21 protein-coding genes and 1 pseudogene are annotated in these 26717 nt (G+C 45.3%); 17 read left to right on the top strand and 5 right to left on the bottom strand.

Annotated features, from left to right (window positions below; translation table 11 throughout):
* The first annotated feature begins 276 nt into the window (after positions 1-276).
* The 7 genes from QVO39_RS03640 (at position 277) to mnmE (ending at position 9637) form a co-directional block, all read left to right on the top strand.
* Entirely contained in the window at positions 277-846 is a 570-nt protein-coding gene (locus tag QVO39_RS03640) for a TetR/AcrR family transcriptional regulator (protein ID WP_021903052.1), read from the top strand.
* 103 nt (positions 847-949) lie between these two features.
* A complete protein-coding gene (locus QVO39_RS03635) occupies positions 950-2326 on the top strand; it encodes a TolC family protein (protein WP_288171725.1) in 1377 nt (458 codons plus the stop codon).
* A gap of 15 nt (positions 2327-2341) precedes the next feature.
* Complete coding sequence (locus tag QVO39_RS03630) at positions 2342-3403, top strand: efflux RND transporter periplasmic adaptor subunit (RefSeq protein WP_021903050.1); 1062 nt, start codon at positions 2342-2344, stop codon at positions 3401-3403.
* A gap of 16 nt (positions 3404-3419) precedes the next feature.
* The gene (locus QVO39_RS03625) at positions 3420-6524 is read left to right on the top strand and encodes an efflux RND transporter permease subunit (RefSeq protein ID WP_021903049.1); all 3105 of its coding nucleotides are present in this window, start codon (positions 3420-3422) and stop codon (positions 6522-6524) included.
* A gap of 151 nt (positions 6525-6675) precedes the next feature.
* On the top strand, positions 6676-7716 hold the full coding sequence (locus QVO39_RS09125) for a YqiA/YcfP family alpha/beta fold hydrolase (RefSeq protein WP_021903048.1): 1041 nt from the start codon (positions 6676-6678) through the stop codon (positions 7714-7716).
* Between the two features lie 106 nt (positions 7717-7822).
* Positions 7823-8077, top strand: a complete 255-nt coding sequence (locus QVO39_RS03610) for a type B 50S ribosomal protein L31 (RefSeq protein ID WP_018028372.1) — start codon at positions 7823-7825, stop codon at positions 8075-8077.
* A gap of 147 nt (positions 8078-8224) precedes the next feature.
* On the top strand, positions 8225-9637 hold the full coding sequence (gene mnmE, locus QVO39_RS03605) for a tRNA uridine-5-carboxymethylaminomethyl(34) synthesis GTPase MnmE (protein ID WP_021903047.1): 1413 nt from the start codon (positions 8225-8227) through the stop codon (positions 9635-9637).
* A 339-nt stretch (positions 9638-9976) separates the two neighbouring features.
* Here the strand turns inward: mnmE and QVO39_RS03600 are convergent, their stop codons facing one another.
* From QVO39_RS03600 to QVO39_RS03580, 5 genes are all read right to left on the bottom strand, one after another.
* Positions 9977-10210 carry a hypothetical protein gene (locus tag QVO39_RS03600; RefSeq protein ID WP_288171724.1) on the bottom strand — a complete coding sequence of 78 codons (234 nt, stop codon included), beginning with the start codon at positions 10208-10210 and terminating at the stop codon, positions 9977-9979.
* A gap of 53 nt (positions 10211-10263) precedes the next feature.
* A complete protein-coding gene (locus tag QVO39_RS03595) occupies positions 10264-10992 on the bottom strand; it encodes a hypothetical protein (RefSeq protein ID WP_021903046.1) in 729 nt (242 codons plus the stop codon).
* 515 nt (positions 10993-11507) lie between these two features.
* Positions 11508-13307: a hypothetical protein gene (locus tag QVO39_RS03590; protein ID WP_288171723.1), complete on the bottom strand. Its 1800-nt coding sequence runs from the start codon at positions 13305-13307 to the stop codon at positions 11508-11510.
* A 109-nt stretch (positions 13308-13416) separates the two neighbouring features.
* Entirely contained in the window at positions 13417-15654 is a 2238-nt protein-coding gene (locus QVO39_RS03585) for an NACHT domain-containing protein (RefSeq protein ID WP_021903044.1), read from the bottom strand.
* Positions 15655-16326: 672 nt separating this feature from the next.
* Entirely contained in the window at positions 16327-17769 is a 1443-nt protein-coding gene (locus tag QVO39_RS03580; protein WP_021903043.1) for an ATP-dependent DNA helicase, read from the bottom strand.
* Between the two features lie 151 nt (positions 17770-17920).
* On the opposite strand from QVO39_RS03580, the gene QVO39_RS03575 reads away from it, so the two are divergent.
* From QVO39_RS03575 to nrfA, 10 genes and pseudogenes are all read left to right on the top strand, one after another.
* Positions 17921-18628 carry a hypothetical protein gene (locus tag QVO39_RS03575; protein WP_018028284.1) on the top strand — a complete coding sequence of 236 codons (708 nt, stop codon included), beginning with the start codon at positions 17921-17923 and terminating at the stop codon, positions 18626-18628.
* Between the two features lie 259 nt (positions 18629-18887).
* A complete protein-coding gene (locus tag QVO39_RS03570) occupies positions 18888-19730 on the top strand; it encodes a DUF3822 family protein (RefSeq protein ID WP_288171722.1) in 843 nt (280 codons plus the stop codon).
* Positions 19718-20272, top strand: coding sequence for a 16S rRNA (guanine(966)-N(2))-methyltransferase RsmD (gene rsmD, locus QVO39_RS03565; protein ID WP_021903041.1), 555 nt, complete (start codon positions 19718-19720; stop codon positions 20270-20272). Before QVO39_RS03570 ends, rsmD begins: the two co-directional genes overlap by 13 nt.
* 13 nt (positions 20273-20285) lie before the next feature.
* Positions 20286-20534 carry a GlsB/YeaQ/YmgE family stress response membrane protein gene (locus QVO39_RS03560; RefSeq protein ID WP_021903040.1) on the top strand — a complete coding sequence of 83 codons (249 nt, stop codon included), beginning with the start codon at positions 20286-20288 and terminating at the stop codon, positions 20532-20534.
* An 82-nt stretch (positions 20535-20616) separates the two neighbouring features.
* Positions 20617-21846 carry a uroporphyrinogen-III C-methyltransferase gene (cobA, locus tag QVO39_RS03555; protein WP_021903039.1) on the top strand — a complete coding sequence of 410 codons (1230 nt, stop codon included), beginning with the start codon at positions 20617-20619 and terminating at the stop codon, positions 21844-21846.
* A 300-nt stretch (positions 21847-22146) separates the two neighbouring features.
* Positions 22147-22935, top strand: a complete 789-nt coding sequence (locus QVO39_RS03550; protein WP_288171721.1) for a hypothetical protein — start codon at positions 22147-22149, stop codon at positions 22933-22935.
* A gap of 42 nt (positions 22936-22977) precedes the next feature.
* Positions 22978-23448: a cytochrome c biogenesis ResB family protein gene (locus QVO39_RS03545; protein ID WP_288171720.1), complete on the top strand. Its 471-nt coding sequence runs from the start codon at positions 22978-22980 to the stop codon at positions 23446-23448.
* Between the two features lie 2 nt (positions 23449-23450).
* Positions 23451-24254 (top strand): cytochrome c biogenesis protein, encoded by an 804-nt coding sequence (locus tag QVO39_RS03540; protein ID WP_021903035.1) that lies wholly within the window; start codon positions 23451-23453, stop codon positions 24252-24254.
* A 158-nt stretch (positions 24255-24412) separates the two neighbouring features.
* A complete protein-coding gene (gene nrfH / locus QVO39_RS03535; RefSeq protein ID WP_021903034.1) occupies positions 24413-25018 on the top strand; it encodes a cytochrome c nitrite reductase small subunit in 606 nt (201 codons plus the stop codon).
* A gap of 17 nt (positions 25019-25035) precedes the next feature.
* Positions 25036-26534, top strand: a pseudogene (gene nrfA, locus QVO39_RS03530) (ammonia-forming cytochrome c nitrite reductase).
* Positions 26535-26717 lie beyond the last annotated feature (183 nt).

Genomic DNA, 26717 nt, shown 5'->3' with positions numbered 1-26717 from the left:
TGTGCGAGAATGGCACTTCGTGCAACATTCTCCAAATAATCCCTATCCGCACCATTTTTCGGCAATAATATGGCGAAAAACAATAATATCCGTCTTTTTCTTCGCAAACCCAACAAAAGCCTAATTTTAACACTCCTATAACCAATTGATTATATGCCTATTACAAAAATATTAGAGCCAAGAAAGAAATAAATATGCACTAATTACACTATTATAGTAGAAAAAGTGTATATTTGTCCCAAGATACAACGAATCATACTAAAAACAACCAACTATATGAGTACTGACCGCAAAAAACAATATATCGGAAAGGCAATAGAGATCCTAAAGCAAGAAGGCTTCAGACTTTCCCTAGATGAGATGGCGACGAAGATGGGCATCACCAAGAAAACCCTGTACAATAACTTCAGCTCTAAAGATGAACTACTTAAAGAGTGCGTCCAGGCGATCTCTGAAGACTTCAAGACCGCATTGAAAGATCTAGATAATCCCAATATAAGTGCCGAAGAGAGCGTCATACGCTGTTTTAATCAGCTCGACAACCTATTTACCGAGCTCAATCCGATATTTTTCTCCGACCTCATGCAGAGCAACCCCAATCAAGCGATGCTCGGACACATTATGGGCTCCAATTTATTCCGGGAGAAAATGGCCAATAACCTCCAGCAAGGGATCCAGGAAGGGGTTTATCGCCCAGATATCGACATTTCTTTCGTCTGTGAGTATATGGCCTACTCCATATTTGGATTTTACATCCACTCCGTCACCAGTAGTCGCCTCCCCTATTCGGAAGAATACTTTGCCAACATTATAAAGTATTATCTGAGGGCGCTCCTCAAAGAATAAAAACTAACAACCAACACAATAATAACACACAACCATGTATCTATCCAAAAACATTTATGCTGATGGTGGTCGATTCACAGACACCTTCGCCTCAATTGGCAAGATGAGAAAGTGGATTGTGTACACCGCCCTACTTCTGATGGTCATGCCCGTGCAGGCCACTGCCCAAGAGGTCTACACGCTATCCGACTGCCTGGAATATGCGCTGCAGCACAATAGCGACATCCAGAAGTCTGCTTACGAGCAGCAAAAGGCAAAGCTGGCTCGTCAGGAGGTGCTCGGAGCACTTCTTCCTCAAATCAATGGTTCTGCTGGCGTCAATGACAACCTAAAGAAGGCAAAGTTTGTGATGCCCAACTTCATGAATAATATGCTCCCAGAGAAGATGCGCGACCCCAATGCATCGCAATACATGACCGTGGAGATGGGCACAAAGTACACGGCTAATGCAGGGGTAGCCCTTAGCCAACAGATACTCAATATGCCACTCTTCAACACCCTCAACATCGCTAAGGTATCCCAGGAGATGGCTACACTTGGTGCCAAAGCTACAGAGGAAGAGGTGGTGGCCAAAACCGCCACTCTATTCTACGGCATTCAGGTAACAGACTATGCCGTGCAGCAGATGGGGAGAAGTGTAGACCTTGTAGAGAAGATGCTGAAAATGATGGAGGTCAACTACGCCAACGGCCTCGTCAAGCGTATCGACGTAGATCGAGTACGGGTCAATCTCACCAACCTAAAGACGCAAAGAGCGGCTATTGAAAGCGGCCTTGAGGTACAGAAAAACCTACTCAAGTTACAAATGGGATGGAATATCGACCAACCCATTTCGCTACCGCCAATGGACTTCTCACTAGTAGACAGTCAGAGCCAAGCCGATACCTTCAGGCCCTTCAACCTCATGCAGCAAGTCGCCTACCGACAATTACTAGCACGCGAAAAGATGGCCCAGCTACAAAATAGAGCCAAGAAGTACGAGTATCTTCCTACTCTCACCCTGATATTCAACCTACAATATAATAGGATGAGCGACCAACTCTTCAAGAGTAGTAACAGCTATAGCTATCCCACCGCTATGGTGGGGCTCAATCTCAAAATCCCCATCTTCAGCGGACTCTCGAGAAGTGCCAAGGTAAAGGAGAGCCACATAGACCTCCTCAAAGCACAGGAGGATCTACGGATGCTAGGGCAATCGCTACAGATGGCACGCCAAAATGCCCTCCTCAAGCTACAAGACACCAAGAGTACCATCGCCCTACAAAAAGACAACCAAGCCCTAGCCGAAGAGGTATTCCACCTGGCACAGAAAAACTTCGACTCCGGCCTCGCCTCCCTCTCCGATGTGCTCAATGCCACCCAATCGCTCATACAGGCACAGCTCTCCTATGCTAGCGCCTTAGGAGACTATATGCAAGCCTATATAGACCTCAAGAAAGTCAATGGCGAAGTCATGGAAATGATCACCAACAACCATTAAACGATATATATTCTTATGAAAAAGAAAGTTCTCCTCCCGATAGTCATCATAGTAGTTATCGGGATCATCGTGCTCACCCTGATTGGCAATAAAAGAAGTACTGCAGCCAAGACAGAGGGTATCCTACTCGACCAAACAGCCGTGGCAGTTCGCACAGAAATCGTCAACGAACGCCCCTACTCCCTAGACTTCACCGCCAACGGACTAGTGCGTGGTATTCACGACCAAACCCTTACTTCAGCGATAGGTGGGCGAGTCATTGCCCTTCGAGCAAAAGAAGGCGATAGAGTTTCAAAGGGGCAATTGCTCCTGCAGATCGATGCCGAAACCCTCGGTGCCGATGCAGAGTCGGCTAAGGTAGCCTTTGAGGCAGCTCAGCGAGACTACCAACGCTTCAAAAATGCACACGCACAAGGAGGGGTTTCCGACCAGCAACTAGCCGCTATGCATACCCAGATGGTCGCTGCCGAAGGGCGTTACACTGCTGCTCGTCGCCGCCATTCCGATGCTTCGGTCGTGGCCCCCACCTCAGGCCAAGTCTACAAAAGTTACGTAGAGGTAGGGAGCTTCCTCAATCCAGGTGCCAAGCTCTTTGAGATCGTTGACGACTCCCAGCTCAAAGTCTCTTGTTACGTCACCGAGCGACAGCGTCTTCAGCTCACCAAAGGCCAGAGCGTACGCCTCACGAGCGAACTCTTCCCCACCCGAGAGATCACTGGGCACATCTCCATGATCGGCGACAAAGCCAACCAAGCCCTTTCGTTTCCCGTAGATGTGATACTTGATAAAGAGACCTCCGAAGGGTTACACCCAGGCATGTACGTATCCATCTCATTTGCAGGAGCATCGGAGCAAACTGGCATACTCATCCCTCGTAAAGCCATCATCGGAAGTATCAATGATGCAAAAGTCTACATTGTACGCAACGGTATGGCATTACAAAAGGCCATCACCGCCGGCAACACGGTAGGAGATCACATTGAGGTCCTTGATGGGCTTCAAAAAGGCGATAGCCTAGTAGTAGCTGGACTGATCAACATCTCTGATGGCGCCCCAGTCAAAAGCATCAAAGAATAATTAAACGAATAAGGCGATGAAAATAGTTGAAACTTCCATCAAACGCCCCATATACGTTACGGTTCTTTTTATATTATTGGCCGTTTTGGGATATCTGAGCTTCAAAAGCCTGAGTGCAGAGCTGATGCCTAAGTTCACCCCACCTATCCTCACGGTTCAGATCGTATACCCTGGGGCTTCTCCGAGCGAGGTTGAGCTTTCCCTCACTCAAAAATCCGAGGAGGCACTCTCCAATATGGAGGGCATTGATCATATACAGTCTTACTCCTTTGAAGGAATGTCGATGATTATGGTCTCCTTTGAGTTTGGCACCGACATTGATAAAGCAATGACCGAAGCCCAAAATCGTCTCAATGCCAAGCGGGCAGAGCTTCCACGTGATATCCTCTCTCCACGAATCTCCAAAGTCTCCGTAGATGAAAAACCGATCCTCATCCTCTCCGCACGAGCCAACATAGGCTCTACAGAGTTATTCGACTTGGTGGACAAACGAGTACGCCCCGACCTTTCTCATATCCGAGGAGTGGCCAATGTAGACCTCGTGGGTGGTGTACTGCGCGAGATTCAGGTCAATCTCAATCAAGACCGTATGCACGACCTCGGCATCAGCCCAATGATGGTCCAAGGTGCCATACGAGCTGCCAACCTAGACTTCCCTACTGGATATCTACAGAGCCCCTCCACTCAGATGGCAGTTCGGCTATCGGGCAAGATCACTTCGGTTGATGAACTACGTAAGATAGTGATTCGCTCCGCCAATGGAGCCATGATTCGCTTGGAGGATGTGGCAGAGGTATCAGATGGCACTAAAGACCCTGTAAAAATTGGTCGTGTCAACGGACAAGAAGCTATTCTGATTAATATCCTAAAGCAGTCCGACGCCAATGCCATTGAAGTAAGTAAAGCGGTCAATAAGCAGATAGAGTGGCTTCAAAGCCAGTATGCTACCGAAGGACTCCAAATAGAGGTCGCACAGGATACCACCACCTTCACCAGCAATGCCATCAAGTCGGTACTCACCGACCTCCTTTTGGCAGTGCTTCTGGTTTCCCTTGTGATTCTATTCTTCCTACACAACGTACGGAATGCACTCATCGTGATGGTGGTAGTGCCGGTATCCCTCATCTCTTCCTTCATCGGAATGAAGCTATTTGGCTTTACCCTCAATATGATGTCGCTCCTAGCCCTCTCCCTCGTGATCGGCGTATTGGTGGATGATGCTATTGTGGTGATTGAAAACGTCTACCGACACATGGAGATGGGCAAAAATCGCTTCAAGGCCACCTTTGATGCGATGAACGAGATTGGGCTAACCGTTATTTCAGTCACCCTAGTACTGGTGGCGGTCTTTCTCCCTATCATCTTCACAAACACACTGGTTTCCGATATTCTACGGCAGTTCTGTGGGGTCATCGTTATTGCGATCCTCCTCAGCCTATTAGCCGCTCTTACATTAGTTCCTTTGCTTACTTCTCGCTTTGGCAATATTAAGCAACTGGATAAAGAGCAACCATTCGGACGGATACTCAATGGTTTTGAAAATGGGATCGACAAGTTTGCTACTCACATTTCCTCTATCGCCCAGTGGGGGCTCTCGCATAGGTGGACCCTCTTAGTGATTGTACTCTGTGTAATGGGCTCCGTGCTACTACTCTTCCCATTGGGCTTTGTGAACTTTGAGTTCCAGCCCTATATGGACCGAGGTGAGTGCATTGTGCAACTAGAGATGCCCAAAGATATCTCCATGGAGGAGTCCAACCGATTGGTTCGGAAGGCGGAAATCTGGTTTATGAAACGCCCTGAAGTGGAGAAAGTGGTGACTATGGTAGGGCAAACCAGCGACAACTCACAGAGTAATAAAGGGACTCCCTATTTGGCTGAGCTCAATGTAAAACTCAAAAAGCAGAAAGAGGGAACCGAAGCCTATATCCAGCGGATCCGAAAACCGCTATCTGACCACTTAGTGGACGCCCGAGTCAATATCTATAGCGTGAGTATGACTGGCACCGTCTCCAAGGCATCGGTGGAGTACATTATCTCAGGGTCCGACAAGGATTCGGTAGATACCTATGCCGATAAAGCCCTTGATATAATGAGGGGCATCCCAGGTGTAGTACAGCCCACCCTTTCGGTAGAAAACGCCACACCTGAAGTGGTGGTAAAGGTACAAAGGGACAAGATGGCCGACCTCGGACTCACCCTCGACAACGTAGGTATGATGATGCAAATGTATTTCCAAGGCAATGACCAATTGAGATATACCCAAGGGGAGCAGGAGTATGCTATCAACATTCGCTCTGATAAAGCATCCCGCCAGTCTATTGACGATGTCTCCAATCTGATGCTGACCAATGGTCGTGGCGACCAGATCCGGTTAGCACAGTTTGCCGATATACACCTCGGCATTGGACCCAGCCGTCTGGAGCGCTTCAATCGCAATAGCTCTGTCACACTACGTGCTCAGGCATACGGGGTATCGCCTGGGGCCATCGCAAAGCAATTTATGAAGGCACTGGAGCAGGCGAAGATGCCTCAAGGGGTCGAGGTACAAGCTACGGGGGATATGAAGAAGATGTCGGACTCCATGAGTGTGCTCCAAACCGCCATCCTGCTTTCACTCTTGCTGATCTACCTGTCACTTGTACTCCTCTACAATAATTGGACCGACCCACTCGTGGTGATGATCTCCATTCCTCTATCTATAGTAGGTGCTTTACTCGCTCTAGCACTCAGCAATACAGCTATGAGTATCTATGCGATGCTCGGAATGGTAATGCTGATAGGATTGGTAGCCAAAAATGCAATTCTATTAGTTGACTTCGCCAATGAAGCAATGGCAGAAGGGCTAGCAGTAGATGTGGCAGTGATACGTGCTGTGAAGCTTCGCACCCGCCCAATTCTTATGACGGCACTATCCACCATTATCGGAATGCTCCCCGTAGCACTAGCTACTGGAGCAGGGGCCGAGCTACGAACGGGCATGGCCTGGGTAATCATCGGAGGAATGGCCCTCTCGACCCTTCTCACCCTCATCGTAGTACCTGCCCTTTACAAGGCGTTCCACGCTCGGAAGAAGAAGCACCATGAGGTGATAGACATTGATAAGATGATGAGAGAGTAACTGCCCATCTTTATTAAAAAACAAAGGTGGCAGAGGAATAGGGCTTCTCTACCACCTTTGTCTTATAACTTTATCAAGGCAACAGCAGAGCGGTTAAGCGTTCTTTTCGGTATATTTGCCATTGGTATTATTAGGTCCAAAGAGAGTTTATATGATTAACTACTCATTATTTATCCAGAGTGCCAGACGCTTAGCAGAGCAACTCCACAAGGGTCAGTGCGATAAGGCTGGGAAGGATTATTTTGAAGGGCACCTTCAGACGGTAGCTAGCAAGGGGGAGACTTGGGTGGAGGTGATAGCTGGGTACCTCCATGATGCGAGTGAAGATACGCCCCACTCTACTGCTGAGGTTCTTCAGAGACTTGAGGAGATTGCAGGCGAGAAACTGCCTTCTGAAGCACGGGAGACGCTTAAGATGGTACTTAAGCTACTCAACAGCCATCGGTATGGCACCAGAGAAGCCTATATCAAAGCAATCGGAGAGCACCCAGTGGCAACGGCAGTGAAACTCCACGACTTGGAGCACAATTTAGATATTTCTCGAATTCCTAACCCTACCGAAAAAGATCTCACGAAGCATCAGCAATACGAGGAGGAGTACCGTTACTTAAGTGCTCAATATAAGAAAATGAGAAAGCCGAGAATACTCTTTATCCATGGCTACAGTGGTGGGGCTTTTGGTGCCACAGCAACCGAACTTCAAAGACAACTAGGAGAGGGGGCTACCCTTTTTGCTCCAGCCTTTAGCAATGAGTTGAGTTCCTTCGAAAATATGCTCGCCAACATTCAGCAAGCACAAACGGTAGTGGACAATGAGGGAATTGATTTGGTCATCGGATCCAGCATGGGAGGATTTACCGCTCTACGGATTAAGGGATGCCCAAGAATAGTTATCAACCCCTGTATGAAACCCTCGGAGCTATTATATTTGCCAGAATTCGGTAATGCCACTCAAACCGAGATAGATAAATACATTCATCTGGAAGAGGCTTTGGCACCCTCTCCTTTTGAAGTAGATAAAACATGGGCTCTATTTGCTGAAAATGATGAGCTTTTTTCCTACCGTTGGCTCTTTGACCAGCTATTCGATTCCTCACACGCTTTCTCAGTACCTGGAGAGCACCGAAATAACCCGACCAGAATAAGAGAGAGTCTTATTCCACTGCTCCAAGAAATACTCATACAACGATAAAAAGCGAAGTACAAGCGTAAAATATTTGGAAATGTATGGTATTATATGTACCTTTGCAATCCAATAGAGAATATTAGTCAGAAACTAATTAAAGCATAAGATAATAATGAAGAAGGGTATTCATCCTGAGAACTATCGTAAGGTAGTATTTAAGGATATGTCAAATGACGAGACATTCATCACTCGCTCATGTGCTAATGCACGTGAGGAAATTGAGATTGACGGTGTGACTTATCCACTAATTAAAGTTGAGGTATCAAGTAGCTCACACCCATTCTATACTGGTGTAGCTACTCTAGTGGATACTGCTGGACGTGTAGATAAGTTCCGTAGCCGCTACGGCAATCGCAATAAGAAGTGATTCTACCGCCCTTCTAACTTTTGAGGAGGGGACCGCGATAGCGGACAGATAAGAGACATTTTTGAATTCATCCTGGCGTTTTGGGGTACCTCGCGAGAGGAAAGGTGGACGCCATGGATGGATTCTTTATGCTATATGTAGAAGCCAATGGAGCACAATAACTTCGAGGATACAATCTGTGCAGTAGCCACACCACACGGCATGGGAGCACAGAGTACCATTAAGGTATCAGGGACAAAGGCAATTGAGATAGTCAATAGCCTGTTTAGGCCTACGAAAAAAGATACTTCACTACTCACCGCAGCTCCCTACTCTACTCAGTACGGTTGGTTATACGATCCCAAGGATGGAAGTAGGATAGATGACTGTATCATCCTAGTAATGAGGGCTCCACATTCGTATACAGGCGAAGATCAAGTGGAGATAACGTATCATGGCAACCCTCTGATCTCCCAATTACTCTTGGATCTATTGATTCAAGCGGGAGCGAGGATGGCGGAGCCAGGCGAATTTACCCGTCGGGCGCTGTCCAATGGCAAGCTAGACCTTTCTCAAGCCGAAGCTGTAGCAGATGTGATTGCTAGCACGAATAGAGCAGCTCTTCGACTATCAATCACTCAGATGCGGGGTCTTTTTCGCAAAAAGATTGAAGAGCTAAGGGAACCACTCATCCGTTTAGCCTCCCTTATTGAATTGGAGTTGGACTTTTCGGAGGAGGAAGTGGAGTTTGTACCAAGAGATGAACTGCTGAACCAGTGCCAAGAGATCCGAAAAAGTATCTCGTCGCTAGCCGAAAGCTACGCTACTAGTGAGGTGATTAAAAATGGTATTCCCATTGCTATCGTTGGGGCTACCAATGCAGGCAAGTCGACCCTTCTTAATGGGCTACTTAATGAAGAGCGTGCCATTGTCTCAAACATTCACGGCACCACAAGAGATACAATTGAGGACACCCTATATATTAAAGGGCAACAATTCCGGCTAGTTGATACGGCGGGACTACGAGAGACGACCGACGCAATAGAGCAAATTGGGATTGAGAGGACGCTTGAAAAGGTCGCCAATACGGAGCTTATTCTTTGGGTAATCGATCCGACTGAGACGGCTGTAGAATGGCAAAGTGTATTAGATAGGATCGCACCCAACACCTCTAAACAGCAAATCGTAGGCATCATCAATAAGATAGATATTGCCCCAAAGGAGCGGATTGAGGCCTTGAAAGGATGGCTAGCAGAGCAAGAGATCAACACCACCCTACCCATTTGTGCCATGGAGACCGAAGGCATAGAACAGGTAAAAGGACTACTTCACCACCACTTCTCCGATCTAGTAGTGGCTGACAACCAACTGATGGCTATCAACCTACGACAAGCCACAGCACTCAAGGAGGCAACTCAACACCTCCTCTCAGTAGAAGAGGGCATCCAAGCACACCTCTCAGGCGAACTGATTGCCCAAGACCTACGTGCCGCCACCACCTCCCTCAGTGCCGTCATCGGCGAAGTCACCACCGACACCCTCCTCTCCTCCATCTTCGCTAACTTCTGCATCGGCAAGTAATCCCCGATTACCAACCATCACAAACTATCACTAAGGCACTCTATTTGACCCAAGTTTGACCCCTATTGGAGTGTAAGTAATTGATATTGGTGTGGTTGTCTTTTTTTCAAGAGTTACTGTGTACTACAAATTTTGATTTTTCTAAATGGGTGGGTTTTATAGTTTAGGGCTTGGTAGATCTTTCTGGCGTTAGGTGGTGGGTCGCTACAAATTCGGAGGGTCATCTTTTCCCCTAGCATGTTGGTGGCTTCTGTCGTAACTGCTTTTTGGGTGGACATTATTCGGACGATCTCTTTCCAATAATGTCTGATTCCTTTTTCTTTCAGTTGTACACGTATGTTATTGACCACCCAGTAGGCGAGGAGTCCGAAGGATACTTTTCTCATCTAGAGTGCTGACATTCGTCCGAAGACAGTAGGCTCCATACTCTACTATTGCCTGTTCCTCTCCATGCATACTCCAAGAGAGGTCTGACATTAGCTTTGGATTGGCTGTGCTTCTCGTGTATTTAATGTCGTAGAATTTGGCAATGGAGGGGTATTTCTGCATGGCTCGCCCGATGCGTTCAATCACCTTTTCATAGGTCTTGGTGCCGCCTTTTCGTGAGAGACTTTGCTTAGCTTTCGTCAGCTCCAGCTCAAATCGCTCTTTCTCTCCTTACTTCGTCCAAACTTAGCTTTTTGACTACTCCGTTTACTTCCCTCAAAATAGAAGTTGGTGAGATCAAAAAGTAGGATCCTATTCTCTTGATTGAATAGGTTGTCTGTCACTCGGCAAAGGTGCTGCTCCAACTCGCTCTTGATAGCATATAGCTCAGGGGCAACATTATACATCGCTCTATACCCAAGCGACTCTTCCCCCTCTCCGTAGACCAATTCACAGGTGGCGGAGTTCTCCCTAAGGATCGCACGGCTCTTAAACTCCGAGGAGCAATATACAGTGCGGACCATCAACATAGAAATGGCAGCTTTTATTCGTCGGTCGGACCAGCCTTGTTCCTTTAGAAACGCCTCAATCCGAAGTTGTCGGATAGATTGTAGGGTCATCCATTCTGCTCCAAGCTCCCTGGCATCGGTGTGCTTAACGCTCTCTGATTCAAGCATCTTACGGGCTTTCGCCTCCGACTCTTTGATCACCTGACGGGAAATGTCAATGGCTCCGCTCTCTACCATTTCACTCCAAAACTTACTGATGTGAAGACGAGTCTGCTCACTATACTCATTAAACAGATCATCAAACAGAGCCACCTCATCCCTATGCTCCTGAAGGAAAGTAAGCCCTCTCCCAACGTCACGAACTTCTTCAGGCGTCAGATCAGACCAAAATCCTACGTTGAGTAGAATACGTGAACGCACTCTCCCCAACTTATCCCGAAAAGACTCTTTGATTCGGTAGACTTTTCGTCCTTGCCAGAATCTGGATTATATCTTGTCTGCGAAATAAAATGCATAGTGCCACAAAGGTAAGGATAAAAAAATCCACCGCTGTGTACTACATTTCGATTTCAAAAACAACTACCCCGATGAAATCAGCATTTCACTCCTCAAAACTCCCAAAAACCACCCCAAAATATACTCTAGGGGTCAAACTTGGGTTAGATTCCATCTAATAAAGCAGTACAAAACTTTCTATTTCAAAGTACAATTCTTGCACTTTGAAATAGAAACCAAAAGACACGAACCACACAGCAATGAGAGTGAGTAATCAATCATGAAGCAGCTACACTACGACAAATCGAACTACTCCACCGTCAACAAGGACTCTCAGTTGAACAAGAGAAGGTCTAACAGCAACTAAATCAAAGAAGTCGAGCGCCATTGATTCTTGAAACCCTCTATTTCCCCTCATTCTATTGAACTCTCGTCTTCACTTATTTTATTATCTCCTTTCTCCCTTTCAACCATTCAAAGATATCAAATCCAATCTCAGGAGAGTACAATTTCTTCTTAACCTTATTTGGCAACCAAATAAGATGACGTTGATGAAGAAAAAGTAGCATAGCAGAATATCTTTCACTAATTAGATTCTTTATTTTCAAATACTGCTTTTTAAGACTTGAGGGCTCATAGAGTCTGATTTTTTGATGTATAAAACCATTCTCATCCAAATATGCATAACCACCATTCTGAGCATGATTGGCACCTAATAGCTTTGGATAACGAATCATCCGCTCAGTTAGGATAGGCCAAAACATAGTCTTTCTATTAGTATTGAGATAGTTAAGAAGATATTCTTTTTTAACTAATAGCGCGCTATGACCACCTGAGTATTTATAGTTATCCACTACTATAATCTCATTTTTATCATTCACCCATACTCCAGCATCATTAGAGAATCTTAGTTGTAATCCATTAAATAGCCACTCATTAGGCATAAGAATACTCAACGAATCATTTGAAGAAGCATCAGCAACTGATGAAAGGGCATATTGTAAATAAGCTGGCTCAATAGTAATATTATCAAAATTCTTATGTCCTACGGAAAATGGCACCTTTTTGTAATATTCATCAACAACAGCTTGAGAATAAATTGAAGACCAATAAAATTCCCGAATAAATACATTATAAATATCAGAGTTCTCATGGAAGGAACGCCCTTCGATTCCCACACGGTATAAGTTATCGCATACTGTGCTCAAATCTTCTTTATTGACAATATATGCTTGTACAAAAGTCCATAAATCTCTTATAGGAGATTTATCATCATCTGGCTCCAGCAAAAGCTTGCTGTACGAGAACAAATTAACCCATTCAATTCCATATTCGTCAGTCATAAGAACATAATCCTTAATTTTTGGCATATTCTTCCATGCTTTCAACCACTTAGTATCACTCTTGGGCGTTGATATGTCAAAATCAGGCAACTTATAAATGCTCTGGTGATGTAATGGTTTGCGCCCAGGATAAATCGTAGGATCAATAGTTCTCGCACTTCGTATGGGATCAGACCATTCATTACTCCAATCTTTTTCAAGATGTCTATCCATCATTCGAGCCATGATACGATGCAGAGCTATCCATTGATATTTCTTTCCTATACGTTCAATTTTGCTATGAAATCGGTCTAAACTACTCTTGTTTTTATCGAAATGAACAAAGATATTAGGATCATATCCATATTCTTCAAATATCATATCTATGGCCCAATTCGACAACATTTCAACATTCTCTCCAAATGCGTCTAAATTAGCTTGAAATACATACCTTCCGAAATCTCCATACATCCTAACTCCACCGTTTGGAGCCATAGATGACAAAATTAAATGCTGAACCCTATATACGTCTTGTTCATTTTCTGGAATTGTTTTCCAATCTCTTTCATACTTCGCAGTTATCTCATCATTTGAAGGAATTACTGGCAAAGAGCCATCTGTAAATGGCACTTGTATTAGTTTCTTATCGACAGCAATATCTAAACCATTACTAATACCAAGCTCTACAATATTACAAGCATAGTCACGAACCAAAATATGTTCAGGAACCAATTTCTTAATGAACACATTATTGTACACCCACTCTGCTATATTACAACTATTTTCCTTATCTTGAACAAGGAGTAATGTTCCATAAATAGTACACCAAAGACGCTCTTGAATATAGGGGTCGTTAACAAAGCTATATTTCACAAGCAATGGTAAGAGAAGGTTTGTATGCTGAGTTAAAATATTCACAATAGCATGAGAGATATAATCTCTCAGTTCTCTCCAAGTAGTGGCTAAACCCCAAATTAGAGTCTCCAAGCATGCTTTAACAATCTGATTATCTATTGATTTAAGAGTGCTATTCGAAGCCTCCCCCCCCCCATCGAGCCAGATTCATGAGTTTACGACCATACCATCTATCTGAAATAAAAACAGTCCAGATGGCATCTCTTTCGACCATGCTTAAATCCCACAAAATATCATATAGAGCAAATCCATTTGAATTTTTGTCTGTTCTATATGGAAGGGATAAAATAATTTCAAACAGGAAACTATATTCTTTTGCATCCTTGATCCTTTGTATTAGCTCATGACCTTTCTTAGTAAAGTCATCTCTCCACACAGAACTTTCAATAAATGCTTGAAACGCTTCTTCTTGGTCTTTTTTTTCAACAAGTTCAATTAACTCAGTATCTTTAGTCATCGGAATAAGAATGGCTAAGGGTTCGGAAAGATTTCCCCAATGATAATTCAACCATTCTGATGTAGGAACTTTGGAGATAAGGTACTCTGCAATAAAATAGTCACCTATTCTTTCAAAACCAAAGTTCACATACGTAATACCATTATAGGAATCTTTTCTTAATAACCCCTCATCAATCAGTAATTCAAAGAATTCGTTAGGAGTTTTAGTATATTGAGCATCTTGAGCCAACCGCTCCATAACGACTTGGAATTTGAGATTCCAACGACTACCGGCTGTAACCATTAGCTCTGCCACCGAACGCAGAGCTTTAGTTACAAGATTTTGGGCATCATCATAATCAAATTGTATTGCGATCTCATGGTTGGTATCGACACAATACTCTAAAATAGTTATCCAGAAATTTGTGAAAACCAATGGACGATGACTCCTTTCATGATTGCGACAATACTTGACAAGGAAAAGAGGATTTGAGAATTCCTCTCCATATATGGGCCAAGTCGGTTGATCTATTCCAAAGGATGAAAACATATATTCACAAGCTTCATGCTCATTCCCTTTGAACCCCTCATGATGATATACTGGATATGACGAATTATGAGCTATATCATAAAACCAATTTTTACGATCTGATATTCGAAAACTTATAACAAGGCGCAAATACTCATATGACTTTATCTCTTGTAGAAAGTTCAACAGAAAATTTCTCCATAGATGATCACCAGCACCTTCATTAATCGCATCTATAAATATTACAACAGGTTCTCCAATTTTCCTGCCGTAATTATTAAGTTGAGACAATAACTTTTCCTTTCTGCATTTGATATCCAATAAGTCACGGATTTGAGAAAGGGGATCAGATGACAGAGTAAAATGTTGCCCCAAAAGTAGTATAGAGGGTTCATGATTATGTTTGCGTTGAGTAACCATATCTCCAATTAAATGTGACTTTCCAATGCCAGCTACACCTGTTATTATAATTGTATGATGATTTTTGAACTTAATCCAACTATTAGATAGTAACTTCTGCAAAGCATACCCTTCATAACGAACAGAATATCCACTATTTTGAAATTCTCTAATATTATTATTTTCATAATTATAATACAAAGAATCGAATTTAGAAAGGAATACATTTAACGAATCTAATAATTCCAAATACGAAGATGCAGTTCCACTTAAACTCTGCATCTGCTCAACAAGTTTTCCACAGATAGTTGAAATTTCAAAATATATTGGTTCGTTTTCTACCTTTGTAAAAAACGAACTCAATGTGTTTTTATACCCTTTTATATCCTTTATAAGTAATGGCTTAAACTTATCAATAATGTGTAATGATGCCAAAGCAAAATCCATATCTTCAAATGGAAAATTTCTTTCTTCCGAATAACGCTTACCTAGGTTTTTGATCTGTTTGGCATTTTGGTCCTCAAACCATTTCTGAGTAGGGATGAAATTAAATTCTTCATTTATTAACCTCATTGAACTTATCAGTTCAGACCATTCTTTCGGATTTTTTTTATTATTTTGCCACAAATAAAAAAAATAGACAATTGCTATTAGTATCGCTATGGTTAAAGTCAAATACTCAACATTTGCACTTGAGTGTTCAAAGTACATTCTAAAATCAATATCTCCACCTTGAAATAGAATGTAACTTTTAACAAGTTGAGGAAAAACACCAGCTAAACCGACTTCTGCCGCAACGAAAACATCAAACTTATCTTCAGCTTTCCTCTTTTTCCAAACCCCTTTAATAACCTTGTGCCATTCCTTGACACTTGCTTTTTTCAAATGCCGATAAATAAGAGTTATACTAGACACGATACGAACAGCATACCCCAATACAAATATAAATAACAAGCCACAAAAGACCTTCTGAACCCAAACCATATCTTAACCAAATATTTATTAACCCAACCTCAAATATACAAAAAAGACACAATCCGACAAAGTGGACAAGTCGTGAAAACAGGGGCGTAGATTCAAATTACTAGTGCAATTTACTTATTATTTTCCAACCAGACAGCCATTGGGGTCTTGTACTCAGGGGTTACGCATTAGGAAGTTTACGCCGTATGGTTTTTAGCGAGGTATCTATGAGTAAGGACCTCGGCAGAGGTCCGTGCTAAATAGGCACAGGTCAAGGCACGCAGTGCCGAAGACCTGTGTATAAAGAGGTACCACACACCCTTGCGACCCCGGCCGAGGGGTCGGACAACCCTATCTCTAGGTCTGACCCCTCAGCCGGGGTCAAGCAGGTGGTGAATATGCTCTTGCACACAGGCTTTTCTAATGCGTAACCCCTGCAATAAAAACGCGGAATGTAAAGACAAATAAATAGTTGAACAACCTAGCCAATTAAGGTTAGATCGGAAAAACCAAAAAGGGGATCAACATACCGTCAAAATCATCAGTGTAAGTAGCCAAAAGTTTAGTTGCAACTAAGCATTTGCTGAGATGCAACTAAGCGATCGGCGAGTGGCAACTAAGCAAATGCTTAGTTGCAACTCAGTTTTCGGGTTGATAGCTAGGTGAAAATCAAATAGTTATGAAGGGGCTATTTCAGAGTTCTAAATTGCCAAAAATAAAGGCCGGTGGTTGGATAATGTAGAGCTTTTCGGTAGCACGTGTCATGGCGGTATAGAGCCAACGACAAAAGGAGAGGTCAATCATCTCGGGGGTGAGATAACCAAAGCTTAGGTAGACCTCCCGCCACTGTCCGCCTTGTGCCTTGTGGCAAGTCATTGCGTAAGAGTACTTTATTTGTAGGGCATTGAGATAAGGGTCTTGCCGTAGCTTTTGATAGAGCATCCTCCGCGTGGTGCAATCGGGATAGTCTTGGCACACCCCTTGATACAATCGCTCCCGCTGCTCTGGAGTAAGACTGGGGGCCTGCGTGAACAAGCTATCAAGTAGCACCTTGGCGGAGACAAAGCCCCCATGGGTATCACGCAGCTCGGCATCTCTAAAGGTAAAGCCATAGAGCTCCTGCTCCCTTCGGCTATTGAGCACCTTTAGGATCTCCCCATTGGCAATGAAGGTGCTTGTCGCCTGCCCCTTTTCATCTACGGGAAAGTGAAGGTAGTTATTGCGCACCACCATGAGGTTTTCTCCTGGCACCACCTCTTCGTCGTAGTAAAGGGTGTGGTACCTAATCGACTTATTATATTCCTCGGCATCTCTATTGGAGCGGGTGATGAGCAAGGTATCCTCCTGCCCCACCCTCCGATACGAGTCCTCCATCATTTCAGGTAGGTCGTAGCCCGAGATGATCTCTACCTCGCCCTTCACCTCGGGCAGAGGGAGCAGGGGCTCGTGCCAATCCTCGCCACTCTGTAGGTCGAGGATGCGACCACGCAGGAGGTAACTAAGGTAGACAATCTCCCCGCCCTCCTCCTGCCGGACAATATCCTTGAGGACACCTTGGTATAGTGTGGAGCAAAAGCCTACAAGATACTCCGGCATTAGTGCAGGACTCATCTCGGTACCGACAGGCGGAAGCTGGGCATCGTCGCCGATCAGTAGCAGCTTGCTCCCTTCGATGCTAAAGCAGAAGTCCACTAAGTCGTCGAGCAAACGATTACTTCCAAAGGAGCCGTACCCATCATTGGCATTATTGATCATCGAGGCCTCATCTACTATATATATGGTACCGGGCTGGTGCTGATTGTACCCCACCTCGTACGAGACGCCATCGCCCGAAATCCTCTGCCGGTAGATGGTTCGGTGAATCGTATAGGCGGGCACACCACAATACCCCTCTAGCACTTTAGCAGCACGACCAGTAGGGGCAAGTAACATCTGCGGATAGAGGAAGCTTTGGAGCATGTGAGAGAAAGCCCCTACAAGACTACTTTTACCCGTTCCCGCGTACCCACGCAATAAAAAGATGGAGTGCTCGGGAGCTTGGGCAAAGAAGTTTTGTAGCTCCTTTATCACTTCGTTTTGGCTAGAAGTGGGGGTAAAACCAAAAAAATCTAATATCTCAGGGCGATTATTACTCATATTGTCCGAAAATAGCTATATTTGAACGCCGATTCGTATGGCAGTCTGAATAAAAGTTGCTACTTTTGTAGAGACTACATACAAGTAACCTATATTCAAGAAGCTTGGTACGTTTAATGTTGAATGCAAAATAACAAATATATTTGAAGGTATGAAAATTTTATCGAGAGTTTTATTGGTCCTAGCTATTATTGGACTTGGTTGGGCGGTATACAACAGCATACGTGTACCTGTTAACTTTGAGAATACAAAGACCCAAAGGGAGAAGGAGGTCATCAAGGAATTGATAGATATCCGTACAGCACAGGTGGCATACAAGCAGGAGAATAACGTCCATGCTGCCAACTTTGAGGAGCTTCGCAATTGGCTAGAGAACGGCAATGTAAGGTCGGTACGTAAGGTGATGGAGCTCTCAGAGAAGCAGCTTCAAGATGGTATGACTGAGCAAAAGGCGTGGGATATCGTAAAGAAAGCAAGAGCCACTGGCAATTGGAAGGAAGCTGAAGAGGCTGGTCTATCCTCTATCGTTAATGGTGAGCGTGTATCTTTTACTCGTGACACCACATTCGTAAATGCTAAGGAGGCAATTTTCGGTGCCGACTATGATACCAGCAAGCTGGGTATTGTCCCATTCTCCAATGGTGCTACCTTTGAGATGGATACCGCTAGTGTAAAGACTAGCTCCGACATCTTTATTAGGATCTTCGAGGCCAAAGTAGATTACGACACCTATCTTGGCGACCTCAATCAGACTGAGCTCATCAACCTTAAGGATCGTGTGAATCAGATCGGTAAGTATCCTGGGCTAAAGGTTGGCTCGCTTACAGAGATCAATAATAACGCAGGTAACTGGGAGTAAGCTATATACCCCACTCATTCATAAAGCACACTCCTCTCTATCTACATAGCTGAGGAAGTGTGCTTTTATGAGACTGTTGCACGAAGGCGATCTGCGGCGTTGCTTTCGGGATTCGGGCTCGGTCACGTACGCCAGTACGTTCCCAGCGCCCTCACCCTCAGCTCCTTGCATCTCATCCTTCGTCCAAAGTCTCAGCACATTTGAAAGTAAATGTGCGAGAATGGCACTTCGTGCAACACTCTCTTTTTTTGCAACCCTTATGAGAGAGATAAAGGAGATCCACGCAAGTGAAGGAGATAAGAGCTTATCAGCAGATGAAGCTCTTAGCATTGATGCACGCATTACTCTAGGGAGCGAGATGATATTTGTCTTGGCTACGACCCAAGAAAAGGACAAGCCCATCTTGGCCACGAGTATTTCCTTAACCAGCTCCGAAGAGGGTGGTATGCAAAAGCTATTTTGGGATCATCCACTTTTATCTCTTCCCTTCAGGAGCTCTACTATTCTGGTGGAGGATGGGTCGCCTTTTGCCATTGTCCCTGAGGATCTAATGGATAGTGCCTCACCAGAGAATTGGCTATCTCTGACCACTGAGCTAGAGGGGCGAAAAGTATTGACGAAAGCGATTGAGGAGGAGCACCTTTACATTATTTATTCGGTCAATAGAGAGCTATTTGACTTTTGCCAAAGGTCCTTTTCCCTCCCCACTTTTGAGCACCATATCTCCACACAAATCACCTATACCCTACGCAAATCTCGCCGAGAGCACCCTCAGGTCGTTACCGCATACATCAGCAAAGGATTCATCCAAGTGGCGGTAGCAAAGTCGGGGGAGCTGCTACTGGCAAATCTCTATAAGATGGTCTCCGATGCAGACTGTCTATACTACATTACGGCATTGTACCGACAATTTAAGCTTGATCCTCACGCAGTGCCCCTATACTTATTCACCTACAATCCCGAGCCAAGTATCAAGCAGCTACTTGAGGAAAGTCTTGGAAACATTGTCCTCAACGACTACTCCACCGACGGTAGTAAGGAAGTAAATAAGAATGTGGCAGTACACCCCTTGGAGCGATTACACATACTATGCGGATTATAAGCGGAAAATATGGGAAGCGTCGCTTTGAACTTCCCAAAAACTTTAGAGGTCGACCTACCACCGAAGTGGCAAAGGAGGCTCTATTCAATATCCTTCAGAATCGAATTGATTGGGAGGAGACTCGCTTTCTCGATCTCTTTGCAGGTAGTGGAAGTATCGGTCTGGAGGCACTCTCAAGGGGGGCTAAGGAGGTGCTGGCCATTGAAAAGAATCCTCGGCATACCTCGTTTATCAACTCTGTTGTGGAGCAACTTTCGGATGACCACTACAGTGTCCAGACAAGAGATGTCTTCGCTTTTATTGAAAAGAGCGAATCTTTTGGTACCTTTGAATTGATATTTGCTGACCCTCCTTATGATCTGCCACTACTAGCAGAGCTACCTAGGCGGATAATGAGTAGCCAGCTACTTTCGCCAGAGGGCTATTTGGTAGTGGAGCATCCAAAGGAGTACGACTTCAGCAAAGAGCAATATTTTGTGGAGATGCGCAGATATGGGACGGTACACTTCTCATTCTTTGCACATAATATTAATAACATATAAAAGTAATTGAATTATGCTAATCACAATCATTACAGGTTTTATCGCTGGTAGTATAGCCGCATGGCTTATGCCAGGTGGAGGCAACTCTTGGATCGTAGACATCATTCTTGGACTACTCGGTGGCGTAGTAGGTGGTTGGGTACTTAGCTTGCTCGACCTCTCTGCAGGCGATAGCTGGTGGGCAGGGCTAGTGGTAGCGATCATCGGTGCCTGCATCCTCATCTTTATTGGTCGCCTATTCACCAAGAAAGGTGGCAAATAAATAACTATTGACTAAGGAACTAGGGTGGGTGCTTTTTGTATCCACCCTATTATATATTTGTGCAATCAATCATTGATACCTTATGAAAAAGACATTATTACTAACCCTTGCACTCTTGCTTGCTATCCCGAATCTCTTAGCCCAAAGTGGAAAAATATATCTAGTAGGTGCTGGGCCGGGCGATCCTGACCTCGTGACCGTGAAGGGGGCGAAAGTGCTCGGCAAAGCTGATGTGGTGCTGTATGACGCACTCGCCAATCCATCTATTCTACTCCACTGCAAGGGAGATGTGAGGTTGATTCCCGTGGGGAAACGAGCTGGTAAACCTTCGCCAAAACAAGAGGAGATCAATCAACTACTCATTAATGAGGCACTGAAGGGAAACACTGTGGTAAGGCTCAAGGGAGGTGACCCTTTTGTATTCGGACGTGGCGGTGAAGAGCTACTCGCCCTGCTCGATAAGGGCATTGATACCGAGGTGATCCCTGGAGTGACAGCAGCAATCGCAGCACCAGCCTATGTAGGAATACCTGTGACGCACCGTGCGCTAGCAAGGTCCTTCACCCTTGTTACCGCAAGCACCAAAGATAGCAACCTTGCTGAGTCGGTGAAGTGGAAGTCTCTTGTTGAGCAAGGGGGTACCATCGCATTTTATATGGGGGTACGAGTAATCCCCGAGATCTGCCAGCAACTGATCAAGGCAGGAATGTCGCCCGATACCCCTGCCGCTATTATTAGTAAGGGAACTCTGCCCGAGCAGAAGGCTTTTCGCGGAACACTCAAAGACTTCACCCCAAATTATACCGACTACACGAAGCTCACACCTGGTCTGCTCCTCGTGGGAGAGGTGGTTAATGTGACGGAGAATTACCAACCCTCTAAGGACGATAATGGTATGAAGGTGCTCTCTATCACCCTCAATAGAAAGGTGAGCGAGCTCACACCAAGGATAGAGGATGGCGTAGCTGTGGCGACGACCATTGCTAGCAAAGACCCTGATAAGTATAGCAACGACTACCTAGAGATGCTCAAGGAACTAGAGTTTACGCACATTGTCTTTTCAAATACCAAGAGTGTTGAGGCTTACTTTAAGCTCTGCGAAGTAAAAGGCATCAATGTGATTAGTCCCAAAGCGACCATCATCACTCTTGGGAAGAAGATCACCGATCTCCTCAGCACCAAGGGCTACAACGCCATTACCCTTGGCTCCTACAACGAAGTGGCTAGCTACCTACTGGGCGATAAAGCGAAAGCGATGTCCAGCAGTGTTGACGCCGTGACAGGAGCCTCCAAAAAGCCCAAAGCCCACTAACCTAAACCAACAGACAATATATTCTGAATGGTGGATACGCCCCCGTGGCTTATCCACCATTTTTAATGGCCCGACGAAAGTTATTTTTTGTAAGTTTGCAAAGTGAGGATGTTGCACGAAGTGCCATTCTCGCACATTTGCTAAAATGTGCTGAGACTTTGCACGAAGGATGAGATGTAAGGCGCTGAGGATGAGGGCGAAGGGAGCGTACTGAAGTACGTGACCGAGGCCGAATTCCGAAAGCAACACCACAGATCGCATTCGTGCAACAGTCTCAAAGTATATTGAATCAAGTCTTAGATGATGAAGAAAGAGAAGCGAAATATCTGGAGTGGCCGATGGGGCTATCCCGAGGGCTGGGCAATAGTAGGGGGGCTCCTACTGATTAGCTATATATGGCAATGGGTGATGGGACCTATTCCCGCAGGCGGTTTTACCCACCCCATTAGTACGATAGTACTCGGTGCCCTCATAATTGCCACTCTGCTTATCGGCATTCTTTCTAGGAAGAAGGGGAGTAAGCTACCCTTTGTACGCTTTATTGTCTCTCCTGCTGCTACCATCACCTCTCTCGTGGCATTTCTTTTGCTCTTGACCATCATGGGTTTCTCCAAACAGATCGATCCCAGAATGGCGGATGGTCTTGGCGGATTATTCCACACTGCGGGCTGGAGTGCAATGGTACATTCGCACCCTTTCAATACCATCTACATCTACCTACTACTGGTACTTGGTTCCGTTACCATTCGGCGACTTTTAGCCTTTAAGTTTTCAGTGAGGGAGTTGGGTTTTATGCTCAATCACCTAGGGCTTTATGGATTCTTATTCTTTGCCTTAGTCAGTGGCAGTAATATGCAACGATACACTATGGCACTGACTCAAGACGAAGTGGAGTGGCGAGGAACCAACCAAGCGACCCATGCAGTGGAGGAGTTACCAATTGCATTAGAGCTGAAGCACTTTACGCTCGAGGAGTATCCACCAAAGCTGATGCTACTTAATACAGAAACAGGGCAAGTACTCCCTGAAAGTCTGCCCGATATGATCAACATTGAGGAGGTACCTACCACTGGTCTACTTAATGGTTAGGAGGTCTCGGTAGACGAACTTCTGCCCCTCGCTGCTCCACTGGTGAGGGACTCCACTATTGTCTTTAGCCAATTCGCCAGTTCTGGCGGTGCCCCTGCAGCACATATCACCGCACACAAGGGCGGAGAGACCTACAATGGTTGGGTGAGCTGTGGAAGCTTTTTATTTCCTCATAGAGCGCTTTCCCTTGATGAGACCACTTGTATTATTATGCCTTTCCCAGAGATCCGGCAATACTACGCCACACTAGATTATTACCTCAAAGAGGGAGGAGAGGGGAGTAAGGTGATCTCCGTAAACGACCCCCTCAAGGTAAAGGATTGGTACGTTTATCAGCTCAATTTTGATGAGGAGATGCGGCGGTGGGCTACTAGCACCGAGGTTGAATTGGTCTACGACCCTTGGCTCACACCAGTGTTCACCTCCATTTGGGTGCTATTTACAGGAGCCATCTTCTTGCTCCTAGGCCCCTCCAACTCTATCTACAAGCAAACTAAAAAAGAAGAGGAATAACTATGAATGAGATCTTACTATTGGCCGATTGGGAAGTATTCCCCTTCTTTGGGATAATCACTATCTTGCTGAGTGGCGTATCGGCATATCTAGCGTGGAAAGACAAGAAAAGCATTGCTATTGCAGGGATGGTTCTTGCTCTTATTGTATTCAGTGTCTTTATCGCAGGAATGTGGATGAGCCAAGAACGCCCACCTATGAGGACACAAGGGGAGACCCGTCTCTTCTACTCCCTCTTCGTTATCCTTTCTGGTCTATTGGTCTACATCAGATGGGGCTACAAATGGATATTTAGCTTCAGCACAATCCTAGCTGGCGTCTTTATCATCACCAATATCCTCAAACCTCAGCTCCATAGCAAGAGCATGATGCCGGCACTACAGAGCTTTTACTTTGTACCACACGTTATCTCCTATATGTTTTCATACGGATTGCTGGGTGTGGCACTCCTCATTGGCATATACATTCTTTGGAAGAAAAAAGAAAACGACTATCGCAAGCTCTATGTGATGGACAACCTTGTCTACACAGGGCTAGGCTTCTTGATGTTTGGGCTTCTCCTCGGAGCAGTCTGGGCTAAAGCAGCATGGGGCACATACTGGGGCTGGGATCCCAAAGAGACTTGGGCCGCTATCACGATGTGTAGCTACTTGATCTTTTTGCACATTCGCCACTTCCACCCAAGACGGGTAAAGCTGGCAGTGGTGGTACTCATCTTTAGTTTCTTATGCCTGCAAATGTGCTGGTATGGGGTTAACTATCTACCCTCTGCAGCACAAAGTGTACACACCTACGGTATGCAATAATTGGAACTTTTATATCTTTCCCAACAATAGTGGCATTACGCCTGTACCAAATTATCAATTACTGCGATTATCTATAGAAAAAGACTTGCAATTACAAGGTTTTTAGCTAACTTTGATTAATCAATCTAACGACAATCAAGGCAAAGCCGACAGCAGAGATGAAACTAAGAGAAAAGTGGAACCATCTTATTAACACCCTACTACCAACCTACAAAAGCAAAGTAGGTGCGGTACTGCTCCTCGGCACCATGGCAGGGCTAGGCTGTTACCTTATCTATATGTCGAGGGTTTGGAGCTATCTAGGCGATGACCCTGCTACTTGCATCAATTGCCACGTGATGGACTCCTACTACGCCACGTGGTTGCATAGCTCGCACGGTCGTGACGCCACTTGCAACGATTGCCACGTGCCTCACGATAATATTTTCAGCAAATACTACTTCAAGGCGACGGATGGGCTTCGGCACTCCTATGTATTTACCATGAGAGGGGAGCCACAAGCCATGAAGGCTATTCCAGCCAGCCAAAGGGTCATCTACAATAATTGCGTTCGTTGCCACGATCAGCTCAATACAGATATGGTAAAGACGGGGCTACTTGCAGGGAACCAGATCAGCGATGATAGCAACTTCGCCTGCTGGGACTGCCACAGAGAGGTGCCTCACGGAGGGGTTGCCACACTGAGTCGCACCCCAAATGCCATTACGCCACTCCCCAAGAGCCCAGTGCCAGAGTGGATAAGTAAATTAAAGAGTAAAAACTAATTAGAGAAATAATAGCTATGACAAATCAACGAAGACTTAAGCCTTGGCTAGGATGGTTGCTATTTGGTGGTGCATTGGTAATCGTCTTTTTACTTGGTCTTCTCGCAGCCTCAGTCACTGAACGGCGAGCCGAGATACAGTCCATTTATGCCAATAAAAAGGTGGAGATACCCAATGGTGAAGCAAGAAACGAAATCTATGGTATCAACTACCCTAGGCAGTTCGAGACTTGGCAAACACCGCTGACACCACATTCGTTAGCAAGTACAATAGTAGTGATATCGTCGATGTCTTAGCTCAACGACCAGAGATGGTCATCTTTTGGGCTGGCTATGCCTTTAGCCGTGAGTATGGTACCCCTAGGGGGCATATGCACGCTATTGAGGATATGCGAAATACCCTACGCGTAGGTAATCCAGGTATTGAAGGGGATAAAGATATGCAGCCAGGTACCTGCTGGACCTGCAAGTCGCCTGACGTGCCACGTATGATGAATAAAATTGGAGTAGCCGAGTTTTATAAGACTCGCTGGAGTGAGCTCGGAGACGAGATCGTTAATCCTATCGGGTGTGCCGATTGCCATAACGCTGAGAATATGGAGCTTCAGATCTCCCGCCCAGCACTTATTGAGGCCTTTGAAAGGCAAGGCATCGATATCACCAAGGCATCGCACCAAGAGATGCGCTCCCTTGTCTGTGCACAATGCCACGTAGAGTACTACTTCCAGAAAGAGACCTCCTACCTCACCTTCCCTTGGGATAAAGGTATGACCGTGGAGGGTGGCGAAGAGTACTACGATGAGACCGATTATTACGATTATATCCATCCGCTTAGTAAAACACCTATCCTCAAAGCTCAGCACCCCGACTTTGAGGTAGCCCAAAAAGGTATCCACGCACAGAGAGGGGTCTCTTGTGCCGATTGCCATATGCCATATATGAGCGAGGGCGGTGTAAAGTTTAGCGACCACCACATCACTAGCCCGTTAAAGCACATCGACCGTACTTGCCAAACCTGCCACAGAGAGAGCGAAGAGACACTCAAGCAGAATGTCTACGATCGCCAAGCAATGGCACTTGAGGTACGAGATAAGCTAGAGCAACAACTAGTACGGGCACACCTAGAGGCCGAGTTTGCATGGAAGAAAGGTGCTACCGAGAGCGAGATGGCTCCAGTCCTTAAGTTGATTCGCCAAAGCCAGTGGCGCTGGGATTACGGAGTGGCTACTCATGGAGGCTCTTTCCACGCACCACAAGAGATAACTCGTATTCTGAGTGCAGGTCTTGAGAAGGCGATGGAGGCAAGACTAAAGATAAGTCAAGTAGTTGCCCAACATGGATTTGTAGGAGATATTCCACTCCCCGACATTAGCACCAAGGAGAAGGCCCAGAAATACATTGGGCTCAATCCCGATGAGCTACACCGCAAGAAGGAGGAGTTCAAAAAGGTCACAGTACCACAGTGGATACAGTCGGCAAAGGAGAAAGGGACACTCTACACCGCTAAGGCCAACTAAATAAGGCTACTGATAGCGACCACTATCACTCCTCACCATATAAATCAGCCTGAAGATCGCCCCGCATCTTCAGGCTGATTTCTTTGTCCGCTCTTTTCTCACCAAGGATTACGCATTAGAAGGGTCTTACCACGAGACATTCATCAGAGAGCCAATAGTTAAGGACCTCCGCAGGAGGTCCGA

Source organism: Porphyromonas sp. CAG:1061 (assembly GCF_000435035.1).
In the GTDB taxonomy this organism is placed as follows: domain Bacteria; phylum Bacteroidota; class Bacteroidia; order Bacteroidales; family Porphyromonadaceae; genus Porphyromonas_A; species Porphyromonas_A somerae.
This window is presented reverse-complemented; position numbering and strand designations above follow the sequence as displayed.